A 26,828-nucleotide genomic window follows, 5' to 3' on the forward strand; every position below is an offset into this window, starting at 1 on the left:
TAATCATTTTAACAAATGTAGCGTTACTATTAGATAATGGCCAAAATTGCTCAACATCGTTTTCTACAGGCAACAAAAGGCAAGATCATCATGGGCTTTTTTTTAGCCTCATTGGCCTTGTTAATGGCATGGGCTGTTAATAAAATCGCACTGCAAAAGATACTTACCACAGTAGAGAATATTTCTACACCGAATGATCGACTACGAATGGTAAACAGTCTTTCGCACCAGATTGCAAGCTTGGATCAGGTGCAAAAGAATAGAGCACTAAAAGATCCAGATAACTATAATGTGTTTTTTAAGGAATCGAAAAGGCTGAAGTTGGTTGTAGATACCTTAAAAAGATTATATGCAAAAGATTCGGTACAGTTGCGCCGATTGGTGTCTATCCAAAGGTTATTGGGCGTTCGGGATCGGCAGTTTATAGAATACCTAAAAGTTCGGGAGGGGCTGATCAACAACAAATCCTATGCGGATGAAGTAGACAAACTGAACGACATGGTAAGCACCCGCTATAGAGGTGCAGATAGCGCAATCTTGACCACCAAAACCACTACCTCTACAACTACTTTGGCCCCCGAGACCGAAAAATCAAAAGGCTTTTTAAGTAGGCTTTTTGGTAAAAAGAAAGCCGAAGTCTATAAAATCATCAGTGAAGAACTACAGGTAAAACGTGATACCGTAAGTGGTTTATCTGAAGACAGCATCATCAGGAACATGGAGGTTTCGCTAAAGGCGATTGCGCAAGAACAACAGGTTAAAACGCAAAGATTTTTAAAGCGAGAAACCGTGCTGGCCAATGCCAACAATGTGCTTACCCAACAAATGCTCGATATTTTGAAGAAGGTAGAAGCAGAGGCCCTGGCGCAGATTGGAGAAAATGGACAGACTGCAAAAGAATTGGTAAACGAAGGCATCGCGCAGATCAGTGCCATTATCTTAGCCTTTTTTCTTTTAACTGGCATTCTACTTTATTTCATCTTAACGGATATCTCAAAGAGCAATAAATACAGAAAGGCGCTAGAGGAAGCCAAAGAGGAAGCTGAATATCATGGAAAAGCCAAACAGCGGTTTTTGTCTAACATGAGCCACGAAATCAGGACACCCCTGCAATCAATATTGGGTTATGCGCAGATGGTGTCGCAACAACAGCATCCAAGCAAAAAGGACCTGAATGCCATTTACCAGTCCTCAAGCCATTTATTGCAGATCGTTAACGAGATCTTGGACTACAACAGGATTATTTCGGGAGAATTTTCATTTACGGAGCAAAGTTTCAATGTACACCAGGTTTTAGCAGAGGTAGTAGCCGTGATGCAGCCATTGGCAGAAGAAAAGTCGCTGCGGTTAATTACCGAATTGGAGTTAGATGGATTAACCTATATCAACGGAGGATCCCTTTTAGATTGAAACAGATCTTGTTTAACCTATTGGGCAATGCAATAAAGTTTACCTTAAAGGGCGAAGTTGTTTTAGCGGCCACCTATAAACAACAAGGAACGCAGCTCCATTTTAATTTTAGCATCCGTGATACAGGCATTGGTTTTGCCCAAATAGACGTAGATAGGATCTTCAATGAATTTGAACAGGTAGAATCGCCCGAAAAGCACACCATCAACCCTACCGGAACTGGATTGGGCTTAAGTATAGTGAAATCATTGGTTGAACAGCAAGGTGGAAGAATAGCAGCAAAAAGTGAGGAGGGGGTGGGTACGGTCTTTAATTTCTTTTTGACCTATACTTTATCTGCACAGGTAACAAGTGAAGAACTTGACCTCAATGCGCATCAACTTATCGATACGGGCAAGGTTTGGATAATTGATGATGATCATTTTAATTCTTGATCTATGCGGACTGATCTTTAAACAACAACAGATTCCTTTTCAACGTTTTGATAAAGCAGAAACAGTACTGAACGCTGCACCAGATCAAGAAGTGAAATACGTACTGATTGACATGCGTTTGCCAGATATGTCTGGATTGACACTTTTTCATATGCTGAAAAAAAGAATGGACGCTGCGGTAAAATTTTATGCCATAACGGCCCAAGTACTGCCAGATGAAAGGGAGTCGATTTTACAGGACGGATTTGATGGTCTGATCATGAAACCCTTTAGGGCAGAAGAACTCCTATCGATTTTTGAAAAGATAACCCCACCTATAGAAAATGGGCAGGAGATCGATTGGAGTACCATTGAGAAAATGACTTTTGGTGATCAGCAGCTATTTGATCAGATCGTAGAGCGCTTTAAACAAGATTGTTTGGACGATAGGCTATTGCTGTGCAATGCAATGCAAAAAGGTGATGCGCAAAATAGCCGTTTGATCGTGCATCGCCTTGCGGGCCGCTTGGGACAGATCGGAGCTAAAGACCTTGCCAAAGACCTTAGGTTAATGGAATTGGATATTGCCGCCGATGGGTTAAGCAATACGAATACGGAAAAAAAGAAAATAGAGGAGCTGTTGGCACGATTAGATCGACCTCCTTACCTCAATTGACGAAAAGATCATGTAATGCCATAACGCTCCATTTTTGCATATAGCGTTTTGCGGTCGATGTTCAAGAGCTTGGCTGCTTGAGATTTATTGTACCTTACTTTGATCAGGGTTTCGGTCGATCAAGGTTTTTTCATTCACCTCGTTGATGGCCTTTAGGTCGGATTGATTCGAGATTGGCGATTGGTTGATGGCGATGATCATCTCATCTGGTAAGGCAGCTGTGGTGGCCTCTTCTCCTGGACTTAATAAAACCATCCGTTTGATCACGTTGCGGAGTTCGCGTAAATTGCCTGGCCAATCGTATTGTAACAAGAGCGATTTCGCATCACTAGCTAACGTCTTTACATTACGTTGCAATTCCTTGTTGGCCAAGGAAATGAAGTGGGAGATAAAAAGCTCAAGGTCTTTACCACGTTCGCGTAGCGGGGGTAATTGTATCTTAAACTCATTGATCCGATGGTATAAGTCTTCTCTAAATTCGCCCTGTTGGATGCTTTTGGTCAAGTCGTCGTTTGTAGCGGCAATGATCCGTACATCAACCTTGACCTGCTTGGTACTACCCAAAGGCTGTATGGTCCGCTCCTGTAAGGCCCTTAGCAACTTGATCTGTACTTCGTAGCTCAGGTTGCCAATCTCATCTAAGAACAAGGTGCCTCCATTAGCAGTTTCAAACTGACCTTTTTTGTCATTTAGGGCACCTGTAAATGCGCCCTTTACATGACCAAAAAGTTCGCTTGCAGCAAGGTCTTTAGAAAGTGCACCACAATCTATAGCAACAAAAGGTTTATCTTTTCTTTTGCTTTGCAGATGTAATGTTCTGGCGGCATATTCTTTGCCAGTGCCACTTTCGCCTTGGATCATGACCGACATATCTGTAGGCGCAACCAGATCGATATGGGCATATAGCTTGTCGGCAATTGCACTTTTGCCTTTGATAAAATCACTAAGTTCTTCACTGTTGAGTTTGTCTTTGCTTTCTTTTTTAAGCAAGGAGTTGTTGATCATGATCAACAGTTCATCCGGATTAACGGGTTTGGTAATGTAGTCGAATGCCCCTAGTTGGATGGATCGTACTGCTGTTCGTACATCATTAAAACTTGTCATAATGATTACGGGAACAACAATTCCCTTTTCACGTACTTTGGTTAAAACATCCAGCCCTGTTCCATCCGGTAGGCGATAATCAATTAACAATAAGTCAAAATCTTGTTTGTCCAAGAGCTTATTGGCTTGTTGAACATTAACAACAGCCTCTACTTGATGATGGTTTTTGGTTAAAAAAACTTCAAGCAATTGGGCAAATGTGGTATCATCTTCAATAATCAATAGGCTCGCCATGTAGCAAAAATAACAAAAGCCGGATAAAATTTCCGGCTTTATGATATTAGTTAATAGTTAAATAGATTAGCGCTTCGATTATTCTACTGGCTTTCCGTCCTTATCTAGCTTAATCGATGATGTTTCTTCTTCTTTTTTGACATCAATCTGAAAATATGATTTCTGTCCATCTTTTACGCTAAAAGCAGCAGTAGGTGTCCATTTTTTATAAGGATCCGATTTTAAGGTGTTTAAAACGGCTTCTGGTAGTTCTTCTAATTTAATTGGGGTTTTAATAACGCTATCTTGAACAGCAACAATTTGATTTGTTTTTACTTCACTTGCGTTTACTGCGGTTAATCCGGCGATGGCTACAAATGCAGCTGATAAAATTAATCTTTTCATAATTATTATTTTTTAAGGTATTATTTATTAAACTCTATATCCTTAGGTTACATAATGGTGCCAAAAGAAAATATTTTATTTAAAGTGCTTTATTTCAGTTGTTTAGTGTTTTTCAGTCTTTTTAAAGTTGTGGAGAAGTGCAACACTTTGTTGCCTTTGGCAACATTGTTTAGGATAAATCTTTTCAGTTTAATCTTATTCCGCTTAATTTGTACATGCAAAATTTTATAACTGCCGATTGGATCTTCCCGGTTATTGCTGGGCCTATCCAAAACGGGGTACTAGAAATAGCTGTTGATGGTACAATCAAGCAAGTGCTAACAGCAGATGAAGCCAAAAGTAAAGGGATTGAGAACATCAAACATTATGCTGGTGTGCTGGTTCCGGGTTTGATCAATACGCATTGCCATTTAGAATTATCGCATTTGCGAGGAAAAATAGCAGAAAAAACGGGGTTGACTGATTTTATCAAAGCGATATTGGCTTTTAGGGAACAACCAGAGGAAGAGGTTGTTGCTGCCATGCAAGCTGCAGACCAAGAGATGTACGATAATGGGATTGTAGCCGTGGGCGATATTTCCAATCTTTTGATCTCTAGGTCGGTAAAGTTAAACAGTAAGCTCTATTATCAAACCTTTGTAGAACTGTTTGGGTTCAATAGACCCTCTGAACCAATTATAGCAGCTGGTATGCAATTAAGAAATGATTTTGCGCCATTAAAGGCTACCATAGTTCCACATGCCCCTTATTCAGTTTCTTCTGCATTGTTTGCAGCGATCAAAGCGGTTACTACAGCTGGAGAGGTGATGAGTATTCATAATCAAGAGACGATGGGCGAAAATGAGCTGTTTGAAAAAGGGACAGGAACATTTGCCGATTTTTTTGAAGCGGTAGGTATTGCGCAGAACGAAGCGCATAATTCTGGTCAAAATTCTTTGGCCTATCACCTGCCACAACTACCCACTGATGTAAACACCTTATTGGTACATAATACATTTACGGCAAAGGCCGATATCGATTTTGCCAAACAACAACATCCAAAACTGTACTGGTGTTTATGCCCAAATGCTAATTTGTATATCGAAAACAATTTACCGGCTGTAGACCTGTTCAAAAATGAGGAATTGAAAATTACGCTCGGTACAGATAGTTTGGCCAGTAACAGCCAGTTGAATATTCTGGCAGAGATGCAAACGTTACAAGCACATAAAGGGATTTCATTTGCAGAATCATTAAAATGGGCTACGCTTAACGGGGCAGAATTTTTAGGGATTGCAGATCAATATGGAAGTTTAACGGTAGGCAAAAAACCGGGTATTGTTTGTATAGGCCTTACCGAAGATGGAATAATAAAAAAGGAAACCACAATAAAACGTTTATTTTAGCAAAATGACCAACCGAATTACGACACTTTTTAATATCGAATATCCAATCATCCAAGCTGGAATGATCTGGTGCAGTGGTTGGAGATTAGCTGCGGCAGTGTCTAACGCTGGCGGGTTGGGCATTATCGGTGCTGGCTCAATGTATCCTGATGTACTGAGAGCCCATATCCAAAAATGTAAAGCAGCCACAACAAAGCCATTTGCAGTTAATGTACCCTTGTTGTACCCAAATGTGGAAGAAATCATGAACATCTTGGTAGAAGAGAAAGTTCAGATTGTTTTCACCTCGGCGGGCAATCCAGCAAGCTGGACATCCTTTTTAAAGGAACACCAGATGATTGTAGTCCACGTAATTGCCAACACTAAATTTGCACTAAAAGCGCAAGAATGCGGTGTTGATGCCATTGTAGCAGAAGGATTTGAGGCAGGTGGACATAACGGTAGAGAAGAGACCACAACCTTGTGTCTGATCCCGATAATCAAAGCTGCGGTTAAGATTCCTGTCATTGCTGCAGGAGGTATTGGAAGCGGAAAAGCAATGTTGGCAGCTTTTGCTTTAGGAGCAGATGCAGTTCAGGTAGGCTCTGCCTTTGCTGTTGCAGAAGAATCTTCGGCCCATCCAAATTTCAAGACAAAAATTATCAATGCAGTTGAAGGTGGTACCAAACTGAGCTTAAAAAAACTAGTGCCCGTGCGTTTGCTTAAAAATGAATTTGCGGATGCCATTGCACAAGCCGAAGCCGAAGGAGCAGACAGAAATCAACTGGCAGAACTTTTAGGTAGGGCAAGGGCAAAATTGGGTATGTTTGAAGGCAATATGGAACAAGGCGAATTGGAAATTGGACAAGTTTCGGCCATGTTAAATGAGATTAAACCTGCGGCAACGATCTTAAGCGAAATGTGGGAAGAGTTTTTAACAGAAAAGAAGCGGTTGTTAGCGTTGGATTTTTAGGGGAGAAAGGGAGTTGGGAGTCCGAAGTCCAAAGTCCGAAGTCTGGAGTCTCAGGAAGTCTGGAAAGTCAGGAAGTTGGAAAGTTTGGGAGTAGGAAGCTATGAGGTGTAAGGCTTAGGGTCTTGATACTTAAATCTAGATGAACAGTTAACCAGTTAAAACAATTGAGCAATTAAACAATAGGTTGTAGGATATAAAGTCTTGATACTCATGTTCCACATCTAAACGAAAGAATAAATGAAACACATCAATATTAAAATAAGGGGTAAAGTACAAGGCGTATTCTTTAGGGCAAGTACCAAGGCTGTAGCCGATCAAATGGGCGTTAAAGGTTTGGTCAAGAATGAAAAAGATGGTTCGGTATATATAGAAGCCGAAGCTGATGAAACTACATTAGAGCTGTTTATCGATTGGTGCAATGAAGGTCCAGAAAAGGCCAAAGTAGAAAATGTAGAAGTTGTAGATGGAGAAGCTAAAAATTATCGCAACTTTGAAGTGGTTAAAAAGAACCTGCTTTGGTAGGGATATAACTTTATTGCCAAATTGTTCTGTTGTTAGGATATTTGCTAACAGCTTTCTACTCACTACTTTTAACTCAAATGTCGGTATATAAAAAATTTCTTGGTCAAACTGCTGTTTACGGTATCAGTACAGTATTTTCAAGGCTATTTAATTTTATTCTAACACCTATCTATACCTCGGTCTATCAGAAAGGGGTGTATGGTATTTTTACAAACATGTATGCCAATGCATCGTTGATCAATGCGGTTTTGGCCTTTGGGATGGAAAGCACCTATTTTAGGTATCTTAACAAATTCGAAGATAAAAAACAGGAAGTCTATAACAATTCCTTTTTGTGCATCGCATTTATTTCTACGCTTTTTCTGGTTACGGGGTTGGTGTTTTCTACACCAATCGCAGCTTATCTGTCAAGCAAGCCTTCAGAAATTGCAGATTATCAACAATATGTAAGCTTCTTTTTATGGATCTTGTTTGTTGATGCCATTTGTGTAATCCCCTTTGCCAAATTGCGGGCCGATGGAAGACCGTTTCGATATAGTGTGGCCAAATTTTTGAATATCGGTTGTTTTGTAGGCTTTAACCTTATCTTCATCTATGTGATTCCTGCAATGATCAAGCACGATTGGTTAGGTGCTAGTTGGATTGCATCTTGGTACCGCAACCAATGGATCGGTTATGTGTTCCTGTCTAATCTGATTGCCAGCATCGTTACATTTTTATACCTTTTACCAGAGTTCTTAAAACTACAATTAAGGTTTGATAAACAATTGTTTGGCAATATGTTCGGCTACAGTTGGCCAATTTTAATCGCCAATCTTTCATTTATCATTAACGAAAACCTAGATAAGCTTGTACTTAAAAAACTGTTGCCACCAGCAATAGCAGATGGAGAGGTAGGTATTTATGGGGCAGTATGTAAGATCGCCATTTTCTTGAGCATCTTTATTACGGCTTTTCGTTTAGGCGCCGAACCCTTTTTCTTTAGCCATGCCAAACAACAGAATGCCAAACAGACCTACGCTACTATTTTAAAATATTTTGTAATTGCGTTGTCTGTTCTTTTTGTAGGTATCATTGCCAATATCGAGATTTTAAAATTCTTTATCCGTAAGGAAGAATATTGGGTTGGTTTACCAGCCGTTCCTTATTTGTTGCTTGGTTATGTGTGTTTGGGTATTTATACCAATCTGTCCATCTGGTATCGTTTATCAGATCAAACACGTTTTGGCTTATACATTTCTGTCGCTGGGGCCGTTATTACTATTGTATTGAACCTGATCTTTGATCCCACGATTTAGTTACATGGGCTCAGCTTGGGTAAGTATGTTGGCATATTTTGTAATGATGGTTTTATCTTATGTCTTAGGGCAAAAACACTATCCGATTCCTTACAACCTCAAAAAGATTTTGGCCTATTTAATTGTTTCAACAGTAATTGTATTCGCCTCATTTTTTATATTTAACCGAAATATCTACATCGGCAATGCCTTGTTGATCGCTTTCGTAGCCAGCATTGTATATTTCGAGAAAGACGATGTAATGAAAATCTTAAAAAGAAATAACTAATGAATATCAAGATTGATCAACCACTCTGGACACCCATTGCCGGCCTATGAAACCGTACATGCGGCGGGTATGGACCTAAGAGCATATACAAATGAAGAGATTACGATTAAACCTTTGCAACGACTTTTAATTCCAACAGGTTTACATATAGAGTTGCCAATTGGATACGAAGCACAGATTAGACCGCGTAGTGGTTTGGCCTATAAACATGGCATTGGCATTGTCAATTCGCCAGGTACCATAGATGCAGATTACCGTGGCGAGATCAAAGTATTATTGGTTAACCTTTCTGATACGGCTTTTGTGATCAACAATGGAGACCGCATTGCGCAAATGGTAATTGCCAAACACGAGACAATTAATTGGGAAAGTGTAGAAGAATTGAGTGATACCGCTCGTGGTGAAGGTGGTTACGGACATACTGGAAAATAAAATGATTGGATTGACAAACAATCCGATAAAAAACTAAAGACGATCAGATGAAGTTTAAAGTGGTATTAGTGGGTTTGTGTTTTTGTTGTGGGCTTTTGCAGGCCCAGGAGCAATCTTTTGGCATACCTAATCCAAATAATACGATTACAGAGCTTTATTTTGCTGGACTGAAGGATAAGCTGGTAGAGAATTATAACAATGCTACAGCCAATTTTGCAAAGATCATTGCATTAGATCCTAAACACGATGCGGCCTATTTTGAATTGGCTACCATAGGTTACAGACAGAATAGGTTGTTGGATGCAGAAACTGCCATTAAAAAAGCAATCAACATCAACCCCAAGAATATTTGGTATCTAAAATTACAGGCCGAAATCTATAAACGCAATGGCAATATGGAGGCTTTGGGTAATGTTTTTGCCCAATTGATCCAGCTATCGCCTGAAACAGAAGACAATTATTTTGATAGGGCAAATGCGCTCTTCCTTGCAGGTAAAAATGAGGAAGCACAAAAGGCATACGATGAAATAGAGAAAAAATTTGGGGCATCTAAAGAACTCACTGCAGCCAGACAACGTGTAGTGATGCAGGCCAGTGCCGCACCAGACAATGCTACCATTGATAAATTATTGGCAGAAAGCCCGAACGATGTAAAAAACTACCTGTACTTAAGTGGGGTACTGTTAGAAAAAAACAAAAAGGAGGAAGCCTTGGCTATTCTTCAAAAGGCAAAAAACCTAGAACCAGATAATTTTGAAATAGATCTGGCCATGGCTGATGTCTATCAATCGCAAAAGAAGAATGAATTGGCCATTGTACCTTTAAGAGCTGCATTTGCCAATCCGGCAATGCCCGTGGCCAACCAACTTAAAATTGTAGCGGCCATGTTGCCAAGATTTGGTAACCAATTGGTAGTTAAAGATGCAACAGAGTTGATTCAATTGGCCGTTAAAAGCCATCCCAACGATCCTAAGTTAATGGTGTTGTATGGCGATGTCCTCTATCAACAGGGAAACCTAGTGACGGCCAAAGATCAATATCAAGCGGTATTAAAGATTTCTGAGCAGTTTTATGGGGCATGGGAAAAAGTATTAGGTATCCAGAATCTATTGGGTCAGTATGCAGAAGCAATCAAAACAGGTGAAGATGCCCTTTCTATTTATCCAAATCAGGCCATATTGTATTATTATAGAGCTTTTGCCCTCCATAGAAATGGACAAAACGCAGAAGCGGGAATAGAAATCAAATCAGCTTTGCAGCTAGATGGCGATGATAAAAATCTGAAAGCATTGATTTTTGCCTTGCAGGCAGAGGTACTGATCGACCAGCAAAAGTTAAAAGAAGCTGATGTGGCTTTTGACAAAGCCATTGAGTTGGCCCCAGACAATTACCTCACATTGAGCAATTATGCCTACTATTTAGCGTTAAGGAACCAGAACCTGGCCAAGGCAGAAATGCTTGCGGCAAAAGCTGCTTCGGCAATGCCCAAAAATACATCGATAGCAGATACCTATGCATTGGTATTGTTTAAATTGGGCAAATACGATTTGGCCTTAACGTGGATACAAAAAGCATTACCAAACAATGAAGCATCAAACCCTGTTTATCTAGAGCATTATGGCGATATCCTTTTTCTAAAAGGAGAAAAGGAAGAAGCTGTGCTGCAATGGCAGAAAGCCAAACAAGCAGGAAATGACTCCGAAAAACTAAATAAGAAAATTAATGAAAAGAAATATATCAAATAGCCTTGCTTTATTCGTAATCGTACTCTTCGCATTTGGTTGCAAGCCTAAAAGAATCATCGTTACTACTCCGCCGGTTAGTCAAGAAAAAGTTGAAGTTGATAAAAAACCAGAAAACCTCGCGCTATTAAAAAGTAAGGATTTGCCTTTTAATACTTTGGCCTTAAGAGGTAAAGCCAATCTGAACGTAGATGGTGATGAAAACAACGTGACGATGATCATCAGAATGCAGAAAGATAAAAAGATATGGGTAAGCATTACAGCAATTGCAGGCATTGAAGTGGCCAGGGCGGTAATTACACCAGATAGTTTGCTGCTGCTCAATCGCCTACAAAAAACCTATGTTAAAAAACCATTCAATTACATCTATCAATATGCCAATAAGCAGGTCAACTTTGGCTTGTTGCAGGCCGTGTTTTCGGGCAATACCATTCCAGATTTCATGAATGTAAGCTCTGAACTGGTACAAGAAGGAGGTGTTTGGGTTTTGAGTGGTAACAATGGCGATCTAGCTTACCGCAGTTTGTTTAATACTTTGTTAAAGGTATCAGAAACGACCTTGAACGATGCAAAAGCAGCGCAAGCCCTTAAGGTTACTTACGGTAAATATACACCGGTAAATAATGCACTATTCCCTTCTAGCCTGAAAATCAATACGATGTCTGGAGCGAAAAAAATAAATGTAGAGATTGAATTTACAAAAATTGAGAGCAATACAGCGGTAGAATTCCCGTTTAGTGTTCCTAAAAATTTTGAGCGAATCAACTAATTTTTTATATTTTTGGAGCAATGAAGCTAAATAAACTATTTCTTTCCCTACTTTTTGTAGCCCTATGTTCTACAGTTTTTGCACAAACAACAAAGGAACTTACCCGTAAAAAAGAAGCGCTGCAAAGAGAAATCGAATTGGCAGAAAAAAACCTGAAAAAAACAACTAATGGCAAGAAACTGACTGTTGGTCAAATCAATACCATTAAAGCCCAGGTTCGTTTGATGCAGGAAAAGATTTCGACCATCAACTCTGAGATGAAAAATCTGGACAACCAGATTACAGAAAATACAGGCAAGGTGCATAACCTGCAAAGCCGTTTAGCGGATCTGAAAAAAGAATATGCGGGCATGATCAGGTTTGCCCAACGGAACAGGAATTCTTACGATAAGATGATGTTCATTTTTGCATCCAAAGATTTTAACCAAGCTTATAAAAGAATCAAATACCTGCAACAATTTGGGCAGTACCGCAAAAAGCAGGCGGCCTATATTCAAGGGACCGAGAAAGACCTCAACTATAAGATTGTAATATTGGATAAAGACCTTAAACAAAAAAACAATCTGTTAAAAGAACAGGTAAATGAGAAGAGCAAATTAGATAAGAAAAAGGGCGAGCAGACGGTTGTTTTAAACCAGTTGAGCAAACAAGAGAAACAGTTTTCGCAAGATATCCAGAAAAAGAAACAACAGCAAGCGGCTATACAAAGACAGATCAATGCAGAAATCCAAAGAATAATTGCACTTGAACGTAAAAAAGAAGAAGATCGACTTAAGGAAGAGGCCAGATTAGCTGCTGCAAAAGCAAAGGCAGAAAATAGACCTGCGCCGGTAGCTGCAGCACCTGCAAAAGCCAAGACCAATAGTGAAATGTTAAGGAGTAGTCCTGCAGATGCTAAATTGTCTGATGATTTTGAAAAGAACAAGGGAAGTTTGCCTTGGCCTGTTTCTGCCGGTATTATAGTAAGCCATTATGGAGCATATAAAGTAGGGCAGGCAACAGGAGAAAATAATGGCATCACCTACCAAACAGAAGAAGGAGCAGGTGTTAGAGCTGTATTTAATGGGAAAGTGACGAGGATTGGCGATATGATGGGTAAATTCTTCATCCTTATTAGACATGGTGAATACTTTACGGTTTATCAAAACTTAAAGACTGTGAGTGTTTCTGTTGGGCAAACAGTAGCCACTAAACAGAACATCGGAACGGCCGCTACCAATGATGGTATTCCAGAGGTTGTCTTTCAGGTTAACAGAGGAGGCAACGCACTTAATCCCGAAAGTTGGATTGCCAGATAAACTATTAGGCAATTAATTTGTCTATATTTGTATATAAATAGATTAAAGATGTATTCAGGCACATTATTAGAGTTCTTAAACATGGGTGGGGGTGAGATTATGCTCATCGTTTTGGCTATACTTTTGTTATTTGGAGGTAAAAAATTACCCGAATTGGCAAGAGGTTTAGGAAAAGGGATTAGAGAATTTAAAGATGCTTCGGAAGGAGTAAAGAGAGAAATCCATCGGAACATAAATTCCGTAGATATAGAAAACGAAGTAAAAGAGGAAGAGAACCATGCACAACGTCACCATCCAATAGAAGATGAGGCGCCGATTCAATCAACAACCGTTGAAACAAAAGCAGAAACTACTCCTGAAGAAACAAAGAACAAGGAATCATATTCCTAATTTAACTGAATAAAAAAACTTAATATAGACCCAATGGTACAACCTACATTTCTGATCGCCGGCCTAGGTACAGGTGAAATCGTATTGATCGTTTTAGCACTTTTATTATTGTTTGGCGGTAAAAAAATTCCTGAACTAATGCGTGGCTTAGGTAAAGGCGTAAAAGAATTTAAAGATGGTAAAGACGGTGTTGATGGAACTCCAAATGAAAACAAACCGCTTTAATTAGCATTTGTTTTTATCTGATATCATGTTTTAACGACGATGGAGCCATAATGATTTTATCTATTACACAAGGTAATGAATAAAGTCATGATGGTTTTGTCTTTTAAATTTAAGTTTTGAAGAAATATACCTCTTTAACAGAGATACAAGGAATACTTGCGCAAAAGCAGCTTACCGTACCAGAGTTAATTGCTTATTACTTTTCACAGATAGAAAAAAATCAACACCTCAATGCTTTTAACGAGGTGTTTTTTGATTCTGCAAAAAAGCAGGCAGAACTGGTCCAACAAAAAGTGGACAACGGAACAGCAGGTAGGTTGGCAGGGATGGTGATTGGAATCAAAGACAACATCTGTTATGTTAACCATCAGGTCTCAGCTTCTTCAAAAATGTTAGCTGATTTTGTTTCCCCATATTCATCAACAGTAGTAGAACGTTTATTAGTTGAAGATGCAGTGATCATTGGCAGGTTGAACTGCGATGAATTTGCAATGGGTGGCTCAAATGAAACTTCTTATTATGGACCAGTTAAGAATGCAGTTGATGAGGAGCGGGTTGCTGGAGGTTCGTCAGGTGGATCGGCAGTTGCTGTACAAGCAGATTTATGTTTGGCCGCTTTAGGTACAGATACAGGTGGTTCGGTCCGTCAACCAGCGGCCTTTTGTGGCTGTATCGGTTTTAAACCAACTTATGGTCGTATTTCTCGTTATGGCGTACTTGCCTATGCTTCTTCATTTGATCAAGTAGGTACCTTAACTTCTTCGGTTAGTGATGCAGCGTTGTTGCTGTCTATACTTTCAGGTGTTGATGATGCGGATAGTACTGTTTCATCATTGCCAGTGCCCAACTATACCCAAGATCTTGGTGCAGGCGGAACGCAAAGAATAGCCGTTTTAAGAGAAACCATAGAGAACGAAGCATTAGATCCAGAAATTAGAACGGCTATCTTAGCAGCGATTACAAAACTCACGGATCAAGGACATGTGGTAGAATATGTATCATTTGACCTGCTTGATTATTTAGTGCCGGCTTATTACGTATTAACTACCGCAGAAGCTTCATCAAACCTTTCGCGTTACGATGGTGTGCATTATGGTTATAGAAATACACAGGCCGAGAGTTTAAATATGTTGTATAAAACTTCAAGGGCAGAAGGTTTTGGTGAAGAGGTAAAAAGAAGGATTTTATTGGGCACTTTTGTACTTAGTGCTGGATATTACGATGCCTACTATCAAAAAGCACAGCAGGTTCGTCGATTGATCAGAGAAAAAGTAGAAGCTTTATTTGTCGATTACGATTTTTTATTGAGTCCTGTAACTCCAACTCCTGCCTTTAAAATCGGAGAGAATATCCAAGATCCTTGGTCATGTACATGGCCGATATCTATACGGTTTTGGCCTCTTTAGCAGGTATTCCGGCGGTTGCATTGCCATTGGGCAATAATAAAGAAGGTTTGCCGTTAAGTGTTCAGTTAATGGCCAAACATTTTAACGAGCAAGGACTACTTAATTTATCCTATCGTTTTTTGCATAAAGTTTAGCTAAAATCTGTTAACTTAGATTTTTGCCCAACAGCCTATGAGAAGAATAGTACTGACCACATTAAGTTTTCTAGCCATTTTTACAGCTGCGGCTCAAACTCCAAAACGAACTGCACAAACAGATTCAATCTTAAAAAATATCACCACAGCGTCTCGTTTAGATACTGTTTCAGTTCCAGTTATTGATCGGCCATTGGTTTTTAACCAAAACTACATCTACAAACTACGCTTGGATTCGATTGCCAAAACCGTACCCCTTAGCTATAACGAATACGTACAGAGTTTCATAGATATCTACAGTAGACGTAAAGATATGATGGGCAAGATGTTAGGTCTTTCTCAGTATTATTTCCCAATCTTTGAAAAGGCGCTAAAAGCTTATAACATTCCAGCAGAGATCAAATATCTTCCAATTATAGAATCTTCAATGAACCCACATGCGATTTCTAGAGTGGGGGCTACCGGAATGTGGCAGTTTATGTTTGGTACGGCTAAGGCCTACGGCTTAAACATGGACAACTTTGTTGATGAACGCAAAGATCCTATCCAGGCAAGTTATGCTGCTGCGGCTTATTTTAGGGATGCTTATGAGGAACTTGGCGACTGGCTTTTAGCCATTGCCGCTTACAATTGTGGCAAGGGAAATGTAACCCGTGCCATAGATAAAGCGGGTTCAAGGGATTTTTGGGAAATACGTCCATTTTTACCAAAAGAGACGCGAGATTATGTGCCAGCCTTTATTGCCGCTGTATATGTAATGCAATACGCTAATACACACAGCATTGTAATGCAAGCCCCAGCCATTAATTATAAAACAGATACGATATTGGTTAACCGTTTTGTGGCATTGGCCGATGTGGCAAAAGCAATTAACCATGAAGAAGCGACATTGTTTGGCTTAAACCCTTCTTATAAAAAGAAGATTGTAAATGGTACAGATCAATTGCCTAAAAGGATTATCCTGCCTAGGGTAGAACAGGCCAATTATGCTAGGCTTTTTGAGGTGCTGAACACCGATCTGGATATGGACAAAGAAATTGTGTTGGCTTCAACAGATGATGTACGCGACCTTAGAAAAAAAGGTTTGGTCAATAAACCAACTGCTATAGCTAAAACAACCAATATCCATAAAGTTAAAGCTGGACAAAACCTAACCATCATTGCCAATCTGTACAAGGTAGAAGTACAAGATTTAAAAGTTTGGAACAACCTGAAAGGCACAACAGTTATTCCTGGTCAGCAATTAAAAATTCACGGTACGGTAAAGGAGTTAGACAAATCACCTGCCAAAGCAACCTATATTACTTATAAGGTAAAGGTTGGCGATACCCTATCAGGCATTGCTGAGAAATTTGATGGAGCCACAGTTGCAAATATCAAAAAGATCAATAAACTCACCAAAGCCAATATCCAAGCAGGCATGGTCTTGAAGATCACTAAAGGGTAGTGCAAAAAAAATAGATACAGTTTAGTAGTTGGCACCCCTGCAATAGTAGGTTGAACTGTCTTTTCACCGCTGATAAATGTACACGGTAATACCGTTGCTACACTTAAAAAACAGACTGAGTTTTCGAGCACATGAAATAATTTATAACGAGGAAAATAATTGTAACTTTGCCCGTTACCAAAATGTATTTTATGAGTAAGACGAATAGAAAACAAGACGCTTTAGATTACCACTCGCAAGGACGACCAGGTAAGATCCAGGTTGTACCTACCAAACCATATTCTTCGCAAAGAGATTTAACGCTGGCCTACTCGCCAGGTGTGGCAGAGCCTTGTTTAAAAATTGCTGAAAACAAAGAAGATGTATATAAGTACACAGCTAAAGGCAATCTGGTTGCAGTAATCAGTAATGGTACTGCAGTTTTAGGGTTAGGAGATATTGGTCCGGAAGCAGGTAAACCTGTAATGGAAGGTAAAGGTTTGTTGTTTAAGATCTTTGCTGATATTGATGTATTCGATCTAGAGCTGGATACCAAAAATGTTGACGATTTTGTGAAGATCGTTAAAGCCTTGGAGCCAACTTTTGGAGGGGTGAACCTTGAAGATATCAAAGCTCCAGAATGTTTTGAGATCGAACGCCGACTAAAAGAGGAGATGAACATTCCGGTAATGCACGATGACCAACATGGAACGGCAATTATATCAGCTGCTGCTTTGTTGAATGCCTGCGACCTACAAAAGAAAAAAATAGATAAAGTTAAAATTGTGGTAAATGGAGCTGGTGCGGCCGCAATTTCTTGTTCTCGTTTATACGTGTCATTAGGTGCTAAAAAAGAGAACATTGTAATGTGCGATAGAACTGGGGTAATCCGCAGTGATAGAGGGAACTTGGATGATATCAAAAAAGAATTTGCTACACCAAGAAACCTAAATACCTTGGCCGAGGCCATGAAAGATTCTGATGTGTTTATTGGGCTTTCATCTGCAGATTGCGTAACGGTAGATATGTTGAAATCGATGGCCAAAAACCCAATCGTTTTCGCAATGGCCAACCCAAATCCAGAGATTGCCTACGATTTAGCGATCAGTTCGCGCAAAGACCTGATCATGGCAACTGGCCGTTCAGATTATCCTAATCAAGTAAACAACGTATTGGGTTTCCCATATATTTTTAGGGGTGCATTAGATGTGAGGGCAACCAGCATCAATGAGGAAATGAAGATCGCAGCGGTTCGTGCAATTGCCGACCTTGCCAGAAAATCTGTTCCTGAGGCAGTAAACATGGCCTACAACGAAAAGAACATCAAATTCGGAAAGAACTATATCATTCCAAAGCCTATGGATTTCCGTCTTATGACCAATGTGTCTATGGCGGTTGCCAAAGCAGCCATCGAATCGGGGGTTGCCCGTAAAACCATTACAGATTGGGATGCCTATGCTGAAGAGTTGAAACGCCGTTTAGGAATGGACGATTCAATCATGCGTGCCATTACCAATAAAGCCAAATCTGCACCAAAACGTGTTGTTTTTGCTGAGGCTGATAACTATAAGATCTTAAAAGCAGCTCAAATCGTTAAAGATGATAACATTGCCATTCCGATTTTATTAGGTAACAAAGAAATCATACAACAGATCATTGCAGAAAATGCATTGGAACTAGATGGTGTTGAAATTATCGAACCCGCATTAGAGCCACAAAGAATGGCTAAATACGCTGATTCGCTTTTCAAGAAAAGACAACGCCGCGGAGTTACCTTATTTGAAGCCAACAAACTGTTGCGCGATAGAAATTATTTTGGCGCATCGATGGTAGAATTTGGTGAGGCTGATGCAATGATCTCTGGATTGACCAAAAATTACGTATCGACCATTAAACCAGCTTTACAGGTAATCGGAACAGAAGAAGGTGTAAATCGTGTAGCAGGAATGTACATGATGATGACCGAAAAAGGACCAGTATTTTTTGGCGATACTACGGTAAACGTTGATCCTACAGTTGAAGAACTGGTAGACTTGACTTTATTGTTAGAAAAATCGGTAAGTAAATTTAACATCCAACCTCGTATCGCTTTACTTTCTTATTCTAACTTTGGTTCAAATGAGGGCATCATTCCAGAGAAAGTAAGAAAAGCAGTAAAAATATTACACGAACAACATCCAAACATTGTGGTGGATGGAGATATGCAGGGCAATTTTGCGATGAATAATGGCCTATTGAAAGATAATTTCCCATTCAGCCGTTTGGCAGATGCACCTGCAAATACATTAGTTTTTCCTAACTTGGAGTCTGGAAACATTGCCTATAAGCTTTTACAAGAATTAGGGGGAGCAGAGGCAGTGGGTCCGATTTTGTTGGGTCTAAAAAAGCCTGTTCATATTGTTCAATTAGGAAGTTCTGTAAGAGAAATCGTAAATATGGTTACTATTGCAGTATTAGATGTACAAGCGAAAGAAGAGACGGCAAATTCGACAAAAAGAAGAGGTATTTTAACCAGGATAGCTAAAAAATAAGAATACATGTTTGCGTATATTGATGGTAAATTGACATTTAAGTGCCCAACCTATGTTGTGGTAGAGGCCGGAGGTGTTGGTTATCACATCAATATATCGCTGAACACCTACTCGGCATTGGGTACCGAAGAACGATGCAAGATTTATACATGGCTACATGTAAAAGAAGATGCACATACTTTATACGGATTTGCAGATGAGGGAGAAAGAAGGTTATTTTTACATTTGATATCCGTATCAGGTATCGGACCAACAACTTGTAGAATGATGCTCTCTTCCATTACACCTCTAGAGATACAAAATGCGATCATAAAGGCAGATGTAGCATTGATACAACAGATCAAGGGAATTGGGGCAAAATCAGCGCAAAGGATAATATTAGAATTACAGGATAAGCTGAAGAAGGAAGGGCCGGATACTTTGATTGCTATGCCTCAACATCACACAACCAGAGACGAAGCGTTATCTGCGTTGATCATGTTGGGTTTTGGCAAACAGGTAGCGGAAAAGGCCATAGATAATGCTGTTAAAAAAAGTGATCAGGATTTAACAGTTGAACAAATGATCAAAATAGCTTTGAAGAATTTATAATTAACTTGCGATTGAGAAAAAAACTTACCCTAATTGTTTTTTTGTTTTTTGTTTTTGCTGGAAGAGATGCCTTTTCTCAAGTTACACCAACGAAATCCGGAAACTGATTCTGTAAAGAATTCCTTCAATGTCCGTGAAAAACAACGACTCGGACTAAGGACATTCAATAGCCCGTATATCCATTTACCAGATAACATCAAAAGAGAAGTAACCTATGATGCCATCAACAGGCGTTATATCATTACAGAACGCATTGGCGACCGACTTTTTTCTCAACCTCAATACCTAACAGTTGAACAGTACCTGCGCTTAGTAAATAGTGAGATCAAACGTGAAAACTGGCGACTGTTATCTAACGCTGAAATTGCAGAAGTAAGAAAAACAGGAATCATTCCGCCCGTAAAAATAAACAGTAGGGTTTTTGAGAAGATTTTTGGTGGCACCACCATCGATATCCAACCAAGGGGAGAAGCTGAGCTTACTTTTTTGGGTCGGATCAACAAAAATGAGAATCCTTTGTTTAATGAACGCCAAAGGGTACAAAGTAATTTTGATTTCAATCAGCGCATCCAGATGGATGTAATTGGTAACATCGGTACCAAGATGAAGATCAATATGAACTACAATACGGAAGCCCAGTTTGATTTTGAGAACCAGATCAAACTCGACTATACCGGTGGTGCAGACGATATCATCAAGAAAATAGAGGCGGGTAATGTTAGCCTACCATTAAACAGCACGTTGATTAACGGTACGCAATCTTTGTTTGGGGTTAAAACACAATTACAGTTTGGCAAACTGAACGTTGCGGCAGTATTTACACAACAAAAATCACAATCGAAAGAAATACAGCTGAACAATGGTGCCCAACAAAACGAATATCGTTTTAGTGGTAGTGACTATGAAGCCAATAAGCATTATTTTTTAGCACAGTACTTTAGAGACAACTATAACAAAGCCCTAGCCAATCCGCCAACCATTTTATCGGGTATCTTGATTACCAAAATAGAAGTTTGGATTACCAATAAAACAGGAAATACACAAGACTCGAGAGATATATTGGCATTTCTGGACTTAGGAGAAAACCAACCACACAATAGTGCACAGTTGGTTGGTGGCGGTTCGGTCTTGCCATCAGGTTTTACCAACCCATTATTCCCAGCCCAATCAAACGATTTATTTCCAAAGCTGGCGGCAGGGGCGCCAAATGCAAGGTTAACCAACTCTAACGATGTGATCAACTACTTTCAGGCAAATGGAGGTACAGACAATTTTGCCAAGTTGACCTATGCCAGAAAACTAACAGAAAGAGAATATAACTATCAACCACAGTTGGGTTACATCTCTTTAAACAATCCCTTAAATGCAGATGAGGTTTTGGCGGTATCCTATCGTTACACCTATAATGGTGTAGAATACCAAGTGGGTGAGTTTTCTACTGATATTGCCTTTGATCAGGCAACGCCGAAAGTATTATACAGTAAATTGTTAAAGAACGAAACCATCAAAACCAATCTGCCAACATGGAATTTGATGATGAAAAACATCTATTCTATAGGTGGATACCAGATCAGCAACCAAAATTTTAAACTCGATATCTTTAGGATCGACGACAAAACAGGGATAGAAATGCCGATCATTAGAGAAGGCAATAAGATTGCTTTAAAGCAATATATCTCACTAACCAATCTCGATCAGCTCAATCAACAAAAAGAGCGTAAACCAGATGGTGTTTTCGATTTTGAGGCAGAGAACAAACCTTTCAACAACAACCAAAACCAACAGAATAATTTCCCGGGCTCTTCCTCTTCATCAGGTTCGGGTTTGAGCAACCTGATCAACAATACCAATAATGGCTATGTAACCATAGACCCTTTAAATGGACGCTTGATATTCCCATTGATCGAACCATTTGGTAAAGATTTGGCTGCAAAGTTTGATCTTCCAGCCGAACAAAATTTAGCAGATAAATACACTTATCCCGAACTGTACACCTCAACAAAGGTTGAAGCACAACAGTTGTTCAGCAATAAAAACCTGTACATTGTAAAAGGAACCTATCAATCAGAAATTTCATCAGAATTTTCTCTGAATTCCATTAATGTTACCGAAGGTTCAGTGAAGGTATTTTCGGGCACTATTCCTTTACAAGAAGGAGCCGACTTTACCGTTGATTACCAAGGTGGAAGGGTGAAAGATGATCAATACCGCTTTACTGTCTTCTGGTCAGCCGATCAGGATAACCACAGAAAACAATGAACTTTTTGGTTTACAGCAACGCTCATTGTTCGGTGCCCGATTTGATTACAAGGCAAGCAATAAACTGACCTTGGGGGGTACTTTTATGACCTTGACGGAGAAACCGTTGACACAGAAAGTAAACTATATGGAAGAACCTATTTCCAATTCAATCTTTGGTTTGGATTTAAACTATAGTTCACCTTCCAGATTTTTGACCAAGCTGGTTGATAAACTTCCGTTTATTTCTACAAAAGCACCCTCTAGTTTTACCTTTTCTGGAGAATATGCACAATTGATCCCAGGGCATCCAAGTGCAATTAATTCGGGAGGCGATAAAGGTGGAGCGAGTTACCTCGATGATTTTGAAGCTTCCCGTTCGGTTATCGATCTAAAGAGCGCTGTGCCTTGGCAGTTGTCGGGTACACCACAGTTGTTTCCAGAATCTCAATTGGTAGACAACTTGGAATACGGTTACAATAGAGCAAAAGTCGCTTTTTATAATATCGATCCTATATTTTACAATAGAGGTGGTACTTCAAATCTACCGGCCAGCTTAAGAAATGACAGGAATGCACTTTCTAACCATTATGTAAGAGAGATGATCGAGCAAGAGGTATTTCCTTTTAAAGAAACAAGTACAGGGCAATCTACCGTGCTACCAACGCTAGACATCGCTTATTATCCATTCCTTCGTGGGCCCTATAATTATACACCTAATGGTTTTAGTCCAAATGGTAACCTGAATAACCCGAAGTCTAGATGGGGTGGTTTGATGCGAAGGATAGATATCAATGATTTTGAAGCACAGAACATCGAATACATCGAGCTATGGGTAATGGACTCCTACATGTACAAGCCTGGATCACAAGGTGGAGACCTTTATTTTAACATCGGGAACATTTCTGAAGACATCCTGAAAGATGGTAGAAAATCTTTGGAGAATGGCCTGCCAGCAAATGAAGACCCAAGCAAATACGATGAAACCAACTGGGGAAGAGTAGCCAAACTACAACCAGTTATACAGGCTTTTGACAATGACCCAGCAGCCAGAAGAGCACAAGATGTGGGTTTAGATGGTTTATCTAACACAAACGAGCGGATTAAATTTCAACAGTTAATTGCCCAGATCAAAAACCAGTTAAATCCAGATGCGGCATTGGCGTTTGAAAACGATCCTTCATCTGATGATTACACCTACTTTAGAGGAGGTGCCTTAGACCAATCAAATGCCGGATCTTAAAAAGATACCAAAACTACAACGGAACTGAAGGTAACTCTAAAACATCACAACAATCTTTAGATGAGCTTGGGCTGGAGAACTCTGCTTCTACTTCACTACCTGATGGTGAGGATATCAATAGAGACAACAACATGACCCAATCTGATGAATATTTCCAATACAAGGTATCGATGAGACCAGGTGATTTGGTAGTTGGGCAGAACTTTGTAACCGATAAGGTGGTTTCGTCTGTAACGTTGGCCAATGGCAATAAACAGAATGCAACTTGGTATCAGATCCGTATTCCTTTGGCCCAATACCAACAAAAAATAGGAGGTATCCAAGATTTTAAATCTATCCGTTTTATGCGGATGTTCTTGACAAACTTTGCAGATACAGCAATACTGAGGTTTGCCAAGATTCAATTGGTAAGAGGCGAGTGGCGTAAATACAATGCCAAAAATGAGAGCATCCAAGTAATTGCAGATCCATCTTTACTTCCTGCCAATCCGGATAATTCTACTATAGAAGTAGCCACTGTAAATATCGAGGAGAATGGTAAACGTTCTCCAATTCCGTACGTAGTGCCGCCAGGTATCCAACGTGAGCGCGATTTTAGCAACTATCGTGGAGATACCCGTCAAAATGAGCAATCGCTGGCGGTAATTATTAAAAACCTGAAAGATGGTTATGGTAGGGCCGCTTTCAAAACGGCAATCAACGATTTTAACTCTACAAGCGATTAGAAATGTACATCCACCTTGAAGCCATTGGTGGGTCTGAGCTTTCTGATAACGATGTAAGTGCTTTTTTACGTATCGGAACAGACAATCAAGATAACTATTACGAATACAACCAGCCCTTAAAAGTTACCCAGCCAGGAACGAGCGATCCTTATGCCATCTGGCCAGACCAGAACAAGATGGATATCCAGCTGGAGTTGTTCCAGAAAGCAAAACTGGCCAGAAATAATGCCCGTATCAATGGAGGTGCAGCTTGGCCGATCAATGTTCCCTTTACCTATAGCGATGGCAAAAATACCATTATCGTAAAAGGACAGCCAGATATGAGTAAAGTAAGGGTATATATGTTGGGGATTAAAAATCCTTTACGTAACCAAGCTTCTCCTGCTGGCGATGATGGCATGGATAAAAATGCTCAGGTTTGGTTTAACGAGTTAAGGTTAACTGAATTTGATGAGCGTGGCGGTTGGGCGGCTACCGCAAGGATGAATGCGAAATTGGCAGATTTTGCCGACCTTAATGTCTCTGGAAGTAAGTCGACCATTGGTTTTGGTTCATTAGAAAAGAGAGTAAGTGAAAGGAACCGTGCCGATAATGCATTTTTTGACATCTCCTCTAGCATGGAACTGGGTAAATTCCTACCACAGAAATCTGGAGTGAAGATCCCAATGTACGTAAGTTATTCTAAACAGGTAATTACACCACAATATGACTCACGTACACCAGATATCGAATTAAAAAATGCATTGGATGCAGCTACAAAAGCCCAAAGGGATTCAATCCTTAACTTTGCGCAAGATTACACCACCAGAAGCAGCATCAACTTTACCAATGTGCGCAAGGAAAGAACAAATCCAAATGCAAAAGTAAGGTTATGGGATATCGAGAACTTTAATGTATCCTACTCGCAAACCAAATTCTCTCACCGTGATTTTGTGAACGAGAATAGCATCCAACATACCTATAGGGCATCATTGGCCTATAATTATTCTGGTACGCCAAAAAACTATCAGCCTTTTGATAAGATCGATCAAATCAAATACGCTGAAGTTATTGAAAGATTTCAATTTTACCTTATTGCCTAGTTCAATCAATTTTAGATTGGATGTTGACCGTTTTTATGCAGAAAATACCCTGCGTAACAATGATCCTAATAACTTTATCCCGATCAATACCACCTTCAACAAAAACTTCTTAGTGTCGAGGACTCTATGGTATTGCATGGAACTTGACCAATTCTTTAAGCCTTGATTTTGATGCTACCAACTACTCTATTATCGATGAGCCAGACGGTAGGATCGAAGGCCTGAAAAGAGATACATTATGGCAAAACCTAAAAACCTTAGGCCGTACAACCAATTACAGCCATAATGTAAATGTAACCTATAAACTTCCGATAGATAAGATCCGGGTTTAGATTGGGTTTCGGTGGCTACCACTTATGGTACCAACTTTAACTGGCAAACAGAACCATTATCTACCTTAAGAGACCCTAATATCAATTTGGGAAATACAATCCAGAACTCGAGGATCATCCAGGTTAACCCAACCTTAACCATGTCTGGTCTATACAACAAGCTGGGCTTTGTGAGAAAGAGTTTAAACAAGCCGGATTCGCTACATAATTTCTCTAATCTATTATTGGGCTTATTGACAAGTGTGAGGAACATCAACATTAATTTTAACCAGACCAAAGGAACATTCTTGCCGGGTTACTTACCACGCACCAAATATTTTGGAATAGATAATGTAACGGGTGCACCTGGTTTGGGTTTCGTATTGGGTAGCCAAAGAGACATTAGGGAGATGGCATTGAACAATGGTTGGTTAACTAGGGATGAGTTACAGACCCAGTTATATATTAATACACTGAGGGAAGATTTTCAGCTGACCAGTACCATCGAGCCATTAAGAGATTTGAGGATTACATTGAGCGCCACCAAGAATCGAACCTTAAACTATTCTACCAACTTTAGGTACGATAACAGCATCGGTTCTTTCAGGAATCTAAGTCCTACCACTACAGGTGATTATAGCGTATCTTTTATGACTTTGGGCACAGCTTTTAAAGACAAGAATGGAAGTACAGTATCTAGTTTGTTTAACCAGTTTATGGCAAACAGAGAAACGATATCAAGAAGGTTGGGTGCAGAAAATCCAAACTCTTCTGGTAGTACCAATGGTTTTGCAGATGGATACAACAAAGATGCACAAGATGTAATCGTATCGTCATTTATAGCTGCCTACACAGGCAAAGACGCAAATTCTGTTAGTTTGAACAGCATGCCTAAAATTCCAATCCCGAATTGGCGGATAACCTATAGTGGATTGACCAGGATTCCATATATCGCAGAAAAATTCTCTGAATTGAGCCTCAGACATTCGTACAACTCTGTATATAGTATCAATGGTTTTAACAGTTTATTGAAATACGAGGAGAACAGAGGATATGTGAGCAGCAAAGATGTAAACCAGAACTTTTTGCCTAAGTTCCAATTTGCCCAGGTAAGTATCTCAGAACGTTTTGCTCCATTGATTGGTATCGACACCAGATTTAAGAATAACCTAACGGCAAATTTCGAAATCAACAAAACCCGTTTGTTGGCGCTCAGTTTATCAAACAGCCAATTGGCGCAGCTATCAGAAAACAACTTGGTATTTGGTTTGGGTTACCGTACCAATAAATTCAGGTTCCCTTTTGGTTGGTTTAGTCAATTGAGAATGGACAACAACATGGACTTTAAATTGGATGTTTCTGTAAGGGATAGCAAAACAGTGATCTACAGGGCTGACGTTACAGAAGCAGAAGTTTCGTCCGGTCAAAAAAACATTACACTAAGACCAAGTGTTGATTATGTGTTGAACCAACGCTTCAACCTTAAAGTATTTTACGATTCGAATATGACCAAGCCTTATACCTCGCAATCATTTAATACCTCGTTTAGTAACTTTGGCTTTAGTTTGCGGATTACGCTGAATTAGTAATTGTTATAAATGCGTTTAATAATTACCTTTGCTGTTGAGCAATAAAAACA

General features: G+C 39.7%; 28 protein-coding genes. 25 read left to right on the top strand and 3 right to left on the bottom strand.

All coding sequences use genetic code 11. The annotated features are described in order from the left end of the window. Window positions 1-36 precede the first annotated feature (36 nt). From ACFJIZ_RS19360 to ACFJIZ_RS19370, 3 genes are read left to right on the top strand one after another with little or no spacing between them, the layout of a single operon-like run. Window positions 37-1,410: a sensor histidine kinase gene (locus ACFJIZ_RS19360; RefSeq protein WP_379087876.1), complete on the top strand. Its 1,374-nt coding sequence runs from the start codon at window positions 37-39 to the stop codon at window positions 1,408-1,410. Beyond that, window positions 1,407-1,844: an ATP-binding protein gene (locus ACFJIZ_RS19365; RefSeq protein WP_379087879.1), complete on the top strand. Its 438-nt coding sequence runs from the start codon at window positions 1,407-1,409 to the stop codon at window positions 1,842-1,844. The genes ACFJIZ_RS19360 and ACFJIZ_RS19365 overlap by 4 nt, the downstream gene beginning before the upstream one ends. After that, window positions 1,822-2,499: a response regulator gene (locus ACFJIZ_RS19370; protein ID WP_379087882.1), complete on the top strand. Its 678-nt coding sequence runs from the start codon at window positions 1,822-1,824 to the stop codon at window positions 2,497-2,499. The genes ACFJIZ_RS19365 and ACFJIZ_RS19370 overlap by 23 nt, the downstream gene beginning before the upstream one ends. An 8-nt stretch (window positions 2,500-2,507) precedes the next feature. Here ACFJIZ_RS19370 and ACFJIZ_RS19375 read toward each other — a convergent pair whose 3' ends face one another. The 3 genes from ACFJIZ_RS19375 to ACFJIZ_RS19385 form a co-directional block, all read right to left on the bottom strand. Further along, window positions 2,508-2,606, bottom strand: a complete 99-nt coding sequence (locus ACFJIZ_RS19375) for a helix-turn-helix domain-containing protein (RefSeq protein WP_379094129.1) — start codon at window positions 2,604-2,606, stop codon at window positions 2,508-2,510. Beyond that, on the bottom strand, window positions 2,584-3,837 hold the full coding sequence (locus ACFJIZ_RS19380) for a sigma-54-dependent transcriptional regulator (protein ID WP_379087885.1): 1,254 nt from the start codon (window positions 3,835-3,837) through the stop codon (window positions 2,584-2,586). The genes ACFJIZ_RS19375 and ACFJIZ_RS19380 overlap by 23 nt, the downstream gene beginning before the upstream one ends. A 78-nt stretch (window positions 3,838-3,915) precedes the next feature. Then, on the bottom strand, window positions 3,916-4,221 hold the full coding sequence (locus ACFJIZ_RS19385; protein WP_379087888.1) for a hypothetical protein: 306 nt from the start codon (window positions 4,219-4,221) through the stop codon (window positions 3,916-3,918). A 215-nt stretch (window positions 4,222-4,436) separates the two neighbouring features. Here ACFJIZ_RS19385 and ACFJIZ_RS19390 point away from each other — a divergent pair, with 215 nt between their 5' ends. From ACFJIZ_RS19390 to sprA (ACFJIZ_RS19495), 22 genes are all read left to right on the top strand, one after another. Then, on the top strand, window positions 4,437-5,606 hold the full coding sequence (locus tag ACFJIZ_RS19390; protein WP_379087891.1) for an amidohydrolase family protein: 1,170 nt from the start codon (window positions 4,437-4,439) through the stop codon (window positions 5,604-5,606). Between the two features lie 4 nt (window positions 5,607-5,610). Next, window positions 5,611-6,558, top strand: a complete 948-nt coding sequence (locus tag ACFJIZ_RS19395) for an NAD(P)H-dependent flavin oxidoreductase (RefSeq protein WP_379087894.1) — start codon at window positions 5,611-5,613, stop codon at window positions 6,556-6,558. A gap of 237 nt (window positions 6,559-6,795) precedes the next feature. Continuing rightward, window positions 6,796-7,080, top strand: coding sequence for an acylphosphatase (locus tag ACFJIZ_RS19400; RefSeq protein ID WP_379087897.1), 285 nt, complete (start codon window positions 6,796-6,798; stop codon window positions 7,078-7,080). A gap of 77 nt (window positions 7,081-7,157) precedes the next feature. After that, window positions 7,158-8,378 carry a lipopolysaccharide biosynthesis protein gene (locus ACFJIZ_RS19405; RefSeq protein ID WP_379087900.1) on the top strand — a complete coding sequence of 407 codons (1,221 nt, stop codon included), beginning with the start codon at window positions 7,158-7,160 and terminating at the stop codon, window positions 8,376-8,378. 4 nt (window positions 8,379-8,382) lie between these two features. After that, entirely contained in the window at window positions 8,383-8,646 is a 264-nt protein-coding gene (locus tag ACFJIZ_RS19410) for a hypothetical protein (RefSeq protein ID WP_379087903.1), read from the top strand. Between the two features lie 3 nt (window positions 8,647-8,649). Further along, window positions 8,650-9,078 (top strand): dUTP diphosphatase, encoded by a 429-nt coding sequence (gene dut / locus ACFJIZ_RS19415; protein WP_379094132.1) that lies wholly within the window; start codon window positions 8,650-8,652, stop codon window positions 9,076-9,078. Between the two features lie 47 nt (window positions 9,079-9,125). Continuing rightward, a complete protein-coding gene (locus ACFJIZ_RS19420) occupies window positions 9,126-10,823 on the top strand; it encodes a tetratricopeptide repeat protein (RefSeq protein WP_379087905.1) in 1,698 nt (565 codons plus the stop codon). Then, complete coding sequence (locus ACFJIZ_RS19425) at window positions 10,801-11,589, top strand: DUF4292 domain-containing protein (protein WP_379087908.1); 789 nt, start codon at window positions 10,801-10,803, stop codon at window positions 11,587-11,589. The genes ACFJIZ_RS19420 and ACFJIZ_RS19425 overlap by 23 nt, the downstream gene beginning before the upstream one ends. A gap of 20 nt (window positions 11,590-11,609) precedes the next feature. After that, window positions 11,610-12,887 carry a murein hydrolase activator EnvC family protein gene (locus ACFJIZ_RS19430; protein WP_379087912.1) on the top strand — a complete coding sequence of 426 codons (1,278 nt, stop codon included), beginning with the start codon at window positions 11,610-11,612 and terminating at the stop codon, window positions 12,885-12,887. 48 nt (window positions 12,888-12,935) lie between these two features. Continuing rightward, the gene (locus tag ACFJIZ_RS19435; protein WP_379087915.1) at window positions 12,936-13,277 is read left to right on the top strand and encodes a twin-arginine translocase TatA/TatE family subunit; all 342 of its coding nucleotides are present in this window, start codon (window positions 12,936-12,938) and stop codon (window positions 13,275-13,277) included. Between the two features lie 33 nt (window positions 13,278-13,310). Then, window positions 13,311-13,502, top strand: coding sequence for a twin-arginine translocase TatA/TatE family subunit (locus ACFJIZ_RS19440; protein WP_379087918.1), 192 nt, complete (start codon window positions 13,311-13,313; stop codon window positions 13,500-13,502). Between the two features lie 116 nt (window positions 13,503-13,618). Beyond that, a complete protein-coding gene (gatA, locus tag ACFJIZ_RS19445) occupies window positions 13,619-14,908 on the top strand; it encodes an Asp-tRNA(Asn)/Glu-tRNA(Gln) amidotransferase subunit GatA (protein WP_379087921.1) in 1,290 nt (429 codons plus the stop codon). After that, window positions 14,875-15,042, top strand: coding sequence for an amidase family protein (locus ACFJIZ_RS19450; RefSeq protein ID WP_379087924.1), 168 nt, complete (start codon window positions 14,875-14,877; stop codon window positions 15,040-15,042). The genes gatA and ACFJIZ_RS19450 overlap by 34 nt, the downstream gene beginning before the upstream one ends. Before the next feature lie 37 nt (window positions 15,043-15,079). Next, on the top strand, window positions 15,080-16,489 hold the full coding sequence (locus ACFJIZ_RS19455) for a transglycosylase SLT domain-containing protein (protein WP_379087927.1): 1,410 nt from the start codon (window positions 15,080-15,082) through the stop codon (window positions 16,487-16,489). Window positions 16,490-16,680: 191 nt separating this feature from the next. Continuing rightward, complete coding sequence (locus ACFJIZ_RS19460) at window positions 16,681-18,999, top strand: NADP-dependent malic enzyme (RefSeq protein ID WP_379087930.1); 2,319 nt, start codon at window positions 16,681-16,683, stop codon at window positions 18,997-18,999. 6 nt (window positions 19,000-19,005) lie between these two features. Next, on the top strand, window positions 19,006-19,590 hold the full coding sequence (gene ruvA, locus ACFJIZ_RS19465) for a Holliday junction branch migration protein RuvA (protein ID WP_379087933.1): 585 nt from the start codon (window positions 19,006-19,008) through the stop codon (window positions 19,588-19,590). Window positions 19,591-19,656: 66 nt separating this feature from the next. Beyond that, entirely contained in the window at window positions 19,657-21,849 is a 2,193-nt protein-coding gene (gene sprA, locus ACFJIZ_RS19470) for a cell surface protein SprA (RefSeq protein WP_379087936.1), read from the top strand. Further along, window positions 21,788-23,071 carry a cell surface protein SprA gene (sprA, locus tag ACFJIZ_RS19475; protein ID WP_379087939.1) on the top strand — a complete coding sequence of 428 codons (1,284 nt, stop codon included), beginning with the start codon at window positions 21,788-21,790 and terminating at the stop codon, window positions 23,069-23,071. Before sprA (ACFJIZ_RS19470) ends, sprA (ACFJIZ_RS19475) begins: the two co-directional genes overlap by 62 nt. Further along, window positions 23,065-23,796 carry a cell surface protein SprA gene (gene sprA, locus ACFJIZ_RS19480; protein ID WP_379094134.1) on the top strand — a complete coding sequence of 244 codons (732 nt, stop codon included), beginning with the start codon at window positions 23,065-23,067 and terminating at the stop codon, window positions 23,794-23,796. The genes sprA (ACFJIZ_RS19475) and sprA (ACFJIZ_RS19480) overlap by 7 nt, the downstream gene beginning before the upstream one ends. Window positions 23,797-23,798: 2 nt before the next feature. Further along, window positions 23,799-24,878 (top strand): cell surface protein SprA, encoded by a 1,080-nt coding sequence (gene sprA / locus ACFJIZ_RS19485; protein WP_379087943.1) that lies wholly within the window; start codon window positions 23,799-23,801, stop codon window positions 24,876-24,878. 143 nt (window positions 24,879-25,021) lie between these two features. Beyond that, window positions 25,022-25,210 carry a hypothetical protein gene (locus ACFJIZ_RS19490; RefSeq protein WP_379087946.1) on the top strand — a complete coding sequence of 63 codons (189 nt, stop codon included), beginning with the start codon at window positions 25,022-25,024 and terminating at the stop codon, window positions 25,208-25,210. Window positions 25,211-25,221: 11 nt separating this feature from the next. Continuing rightward, window positions 25,222-26,775: a cell surface protein SprA gene (sprA, locus tag ACFJIZ_RS19495; RefSeq protein WP_379087949.1), complete on the top strand. Its 1,554-nt coding sequence runs from the start codon at window positions 25,222-25,224 to the stop codon at window positions 26,773-26,775. The last annotated feature ends 53 nt before the right edge of the window (window positions 26,776-26,828 follow it).

This window comes from Pedobacter sp. UC225_65 (assembly GCF_042698365.1).
Lineage (GTDB): Bacteria > Bacteroidota > Bacteroidia > Sphingobacteriales > Sphingobacteriaceae > Pedobacter.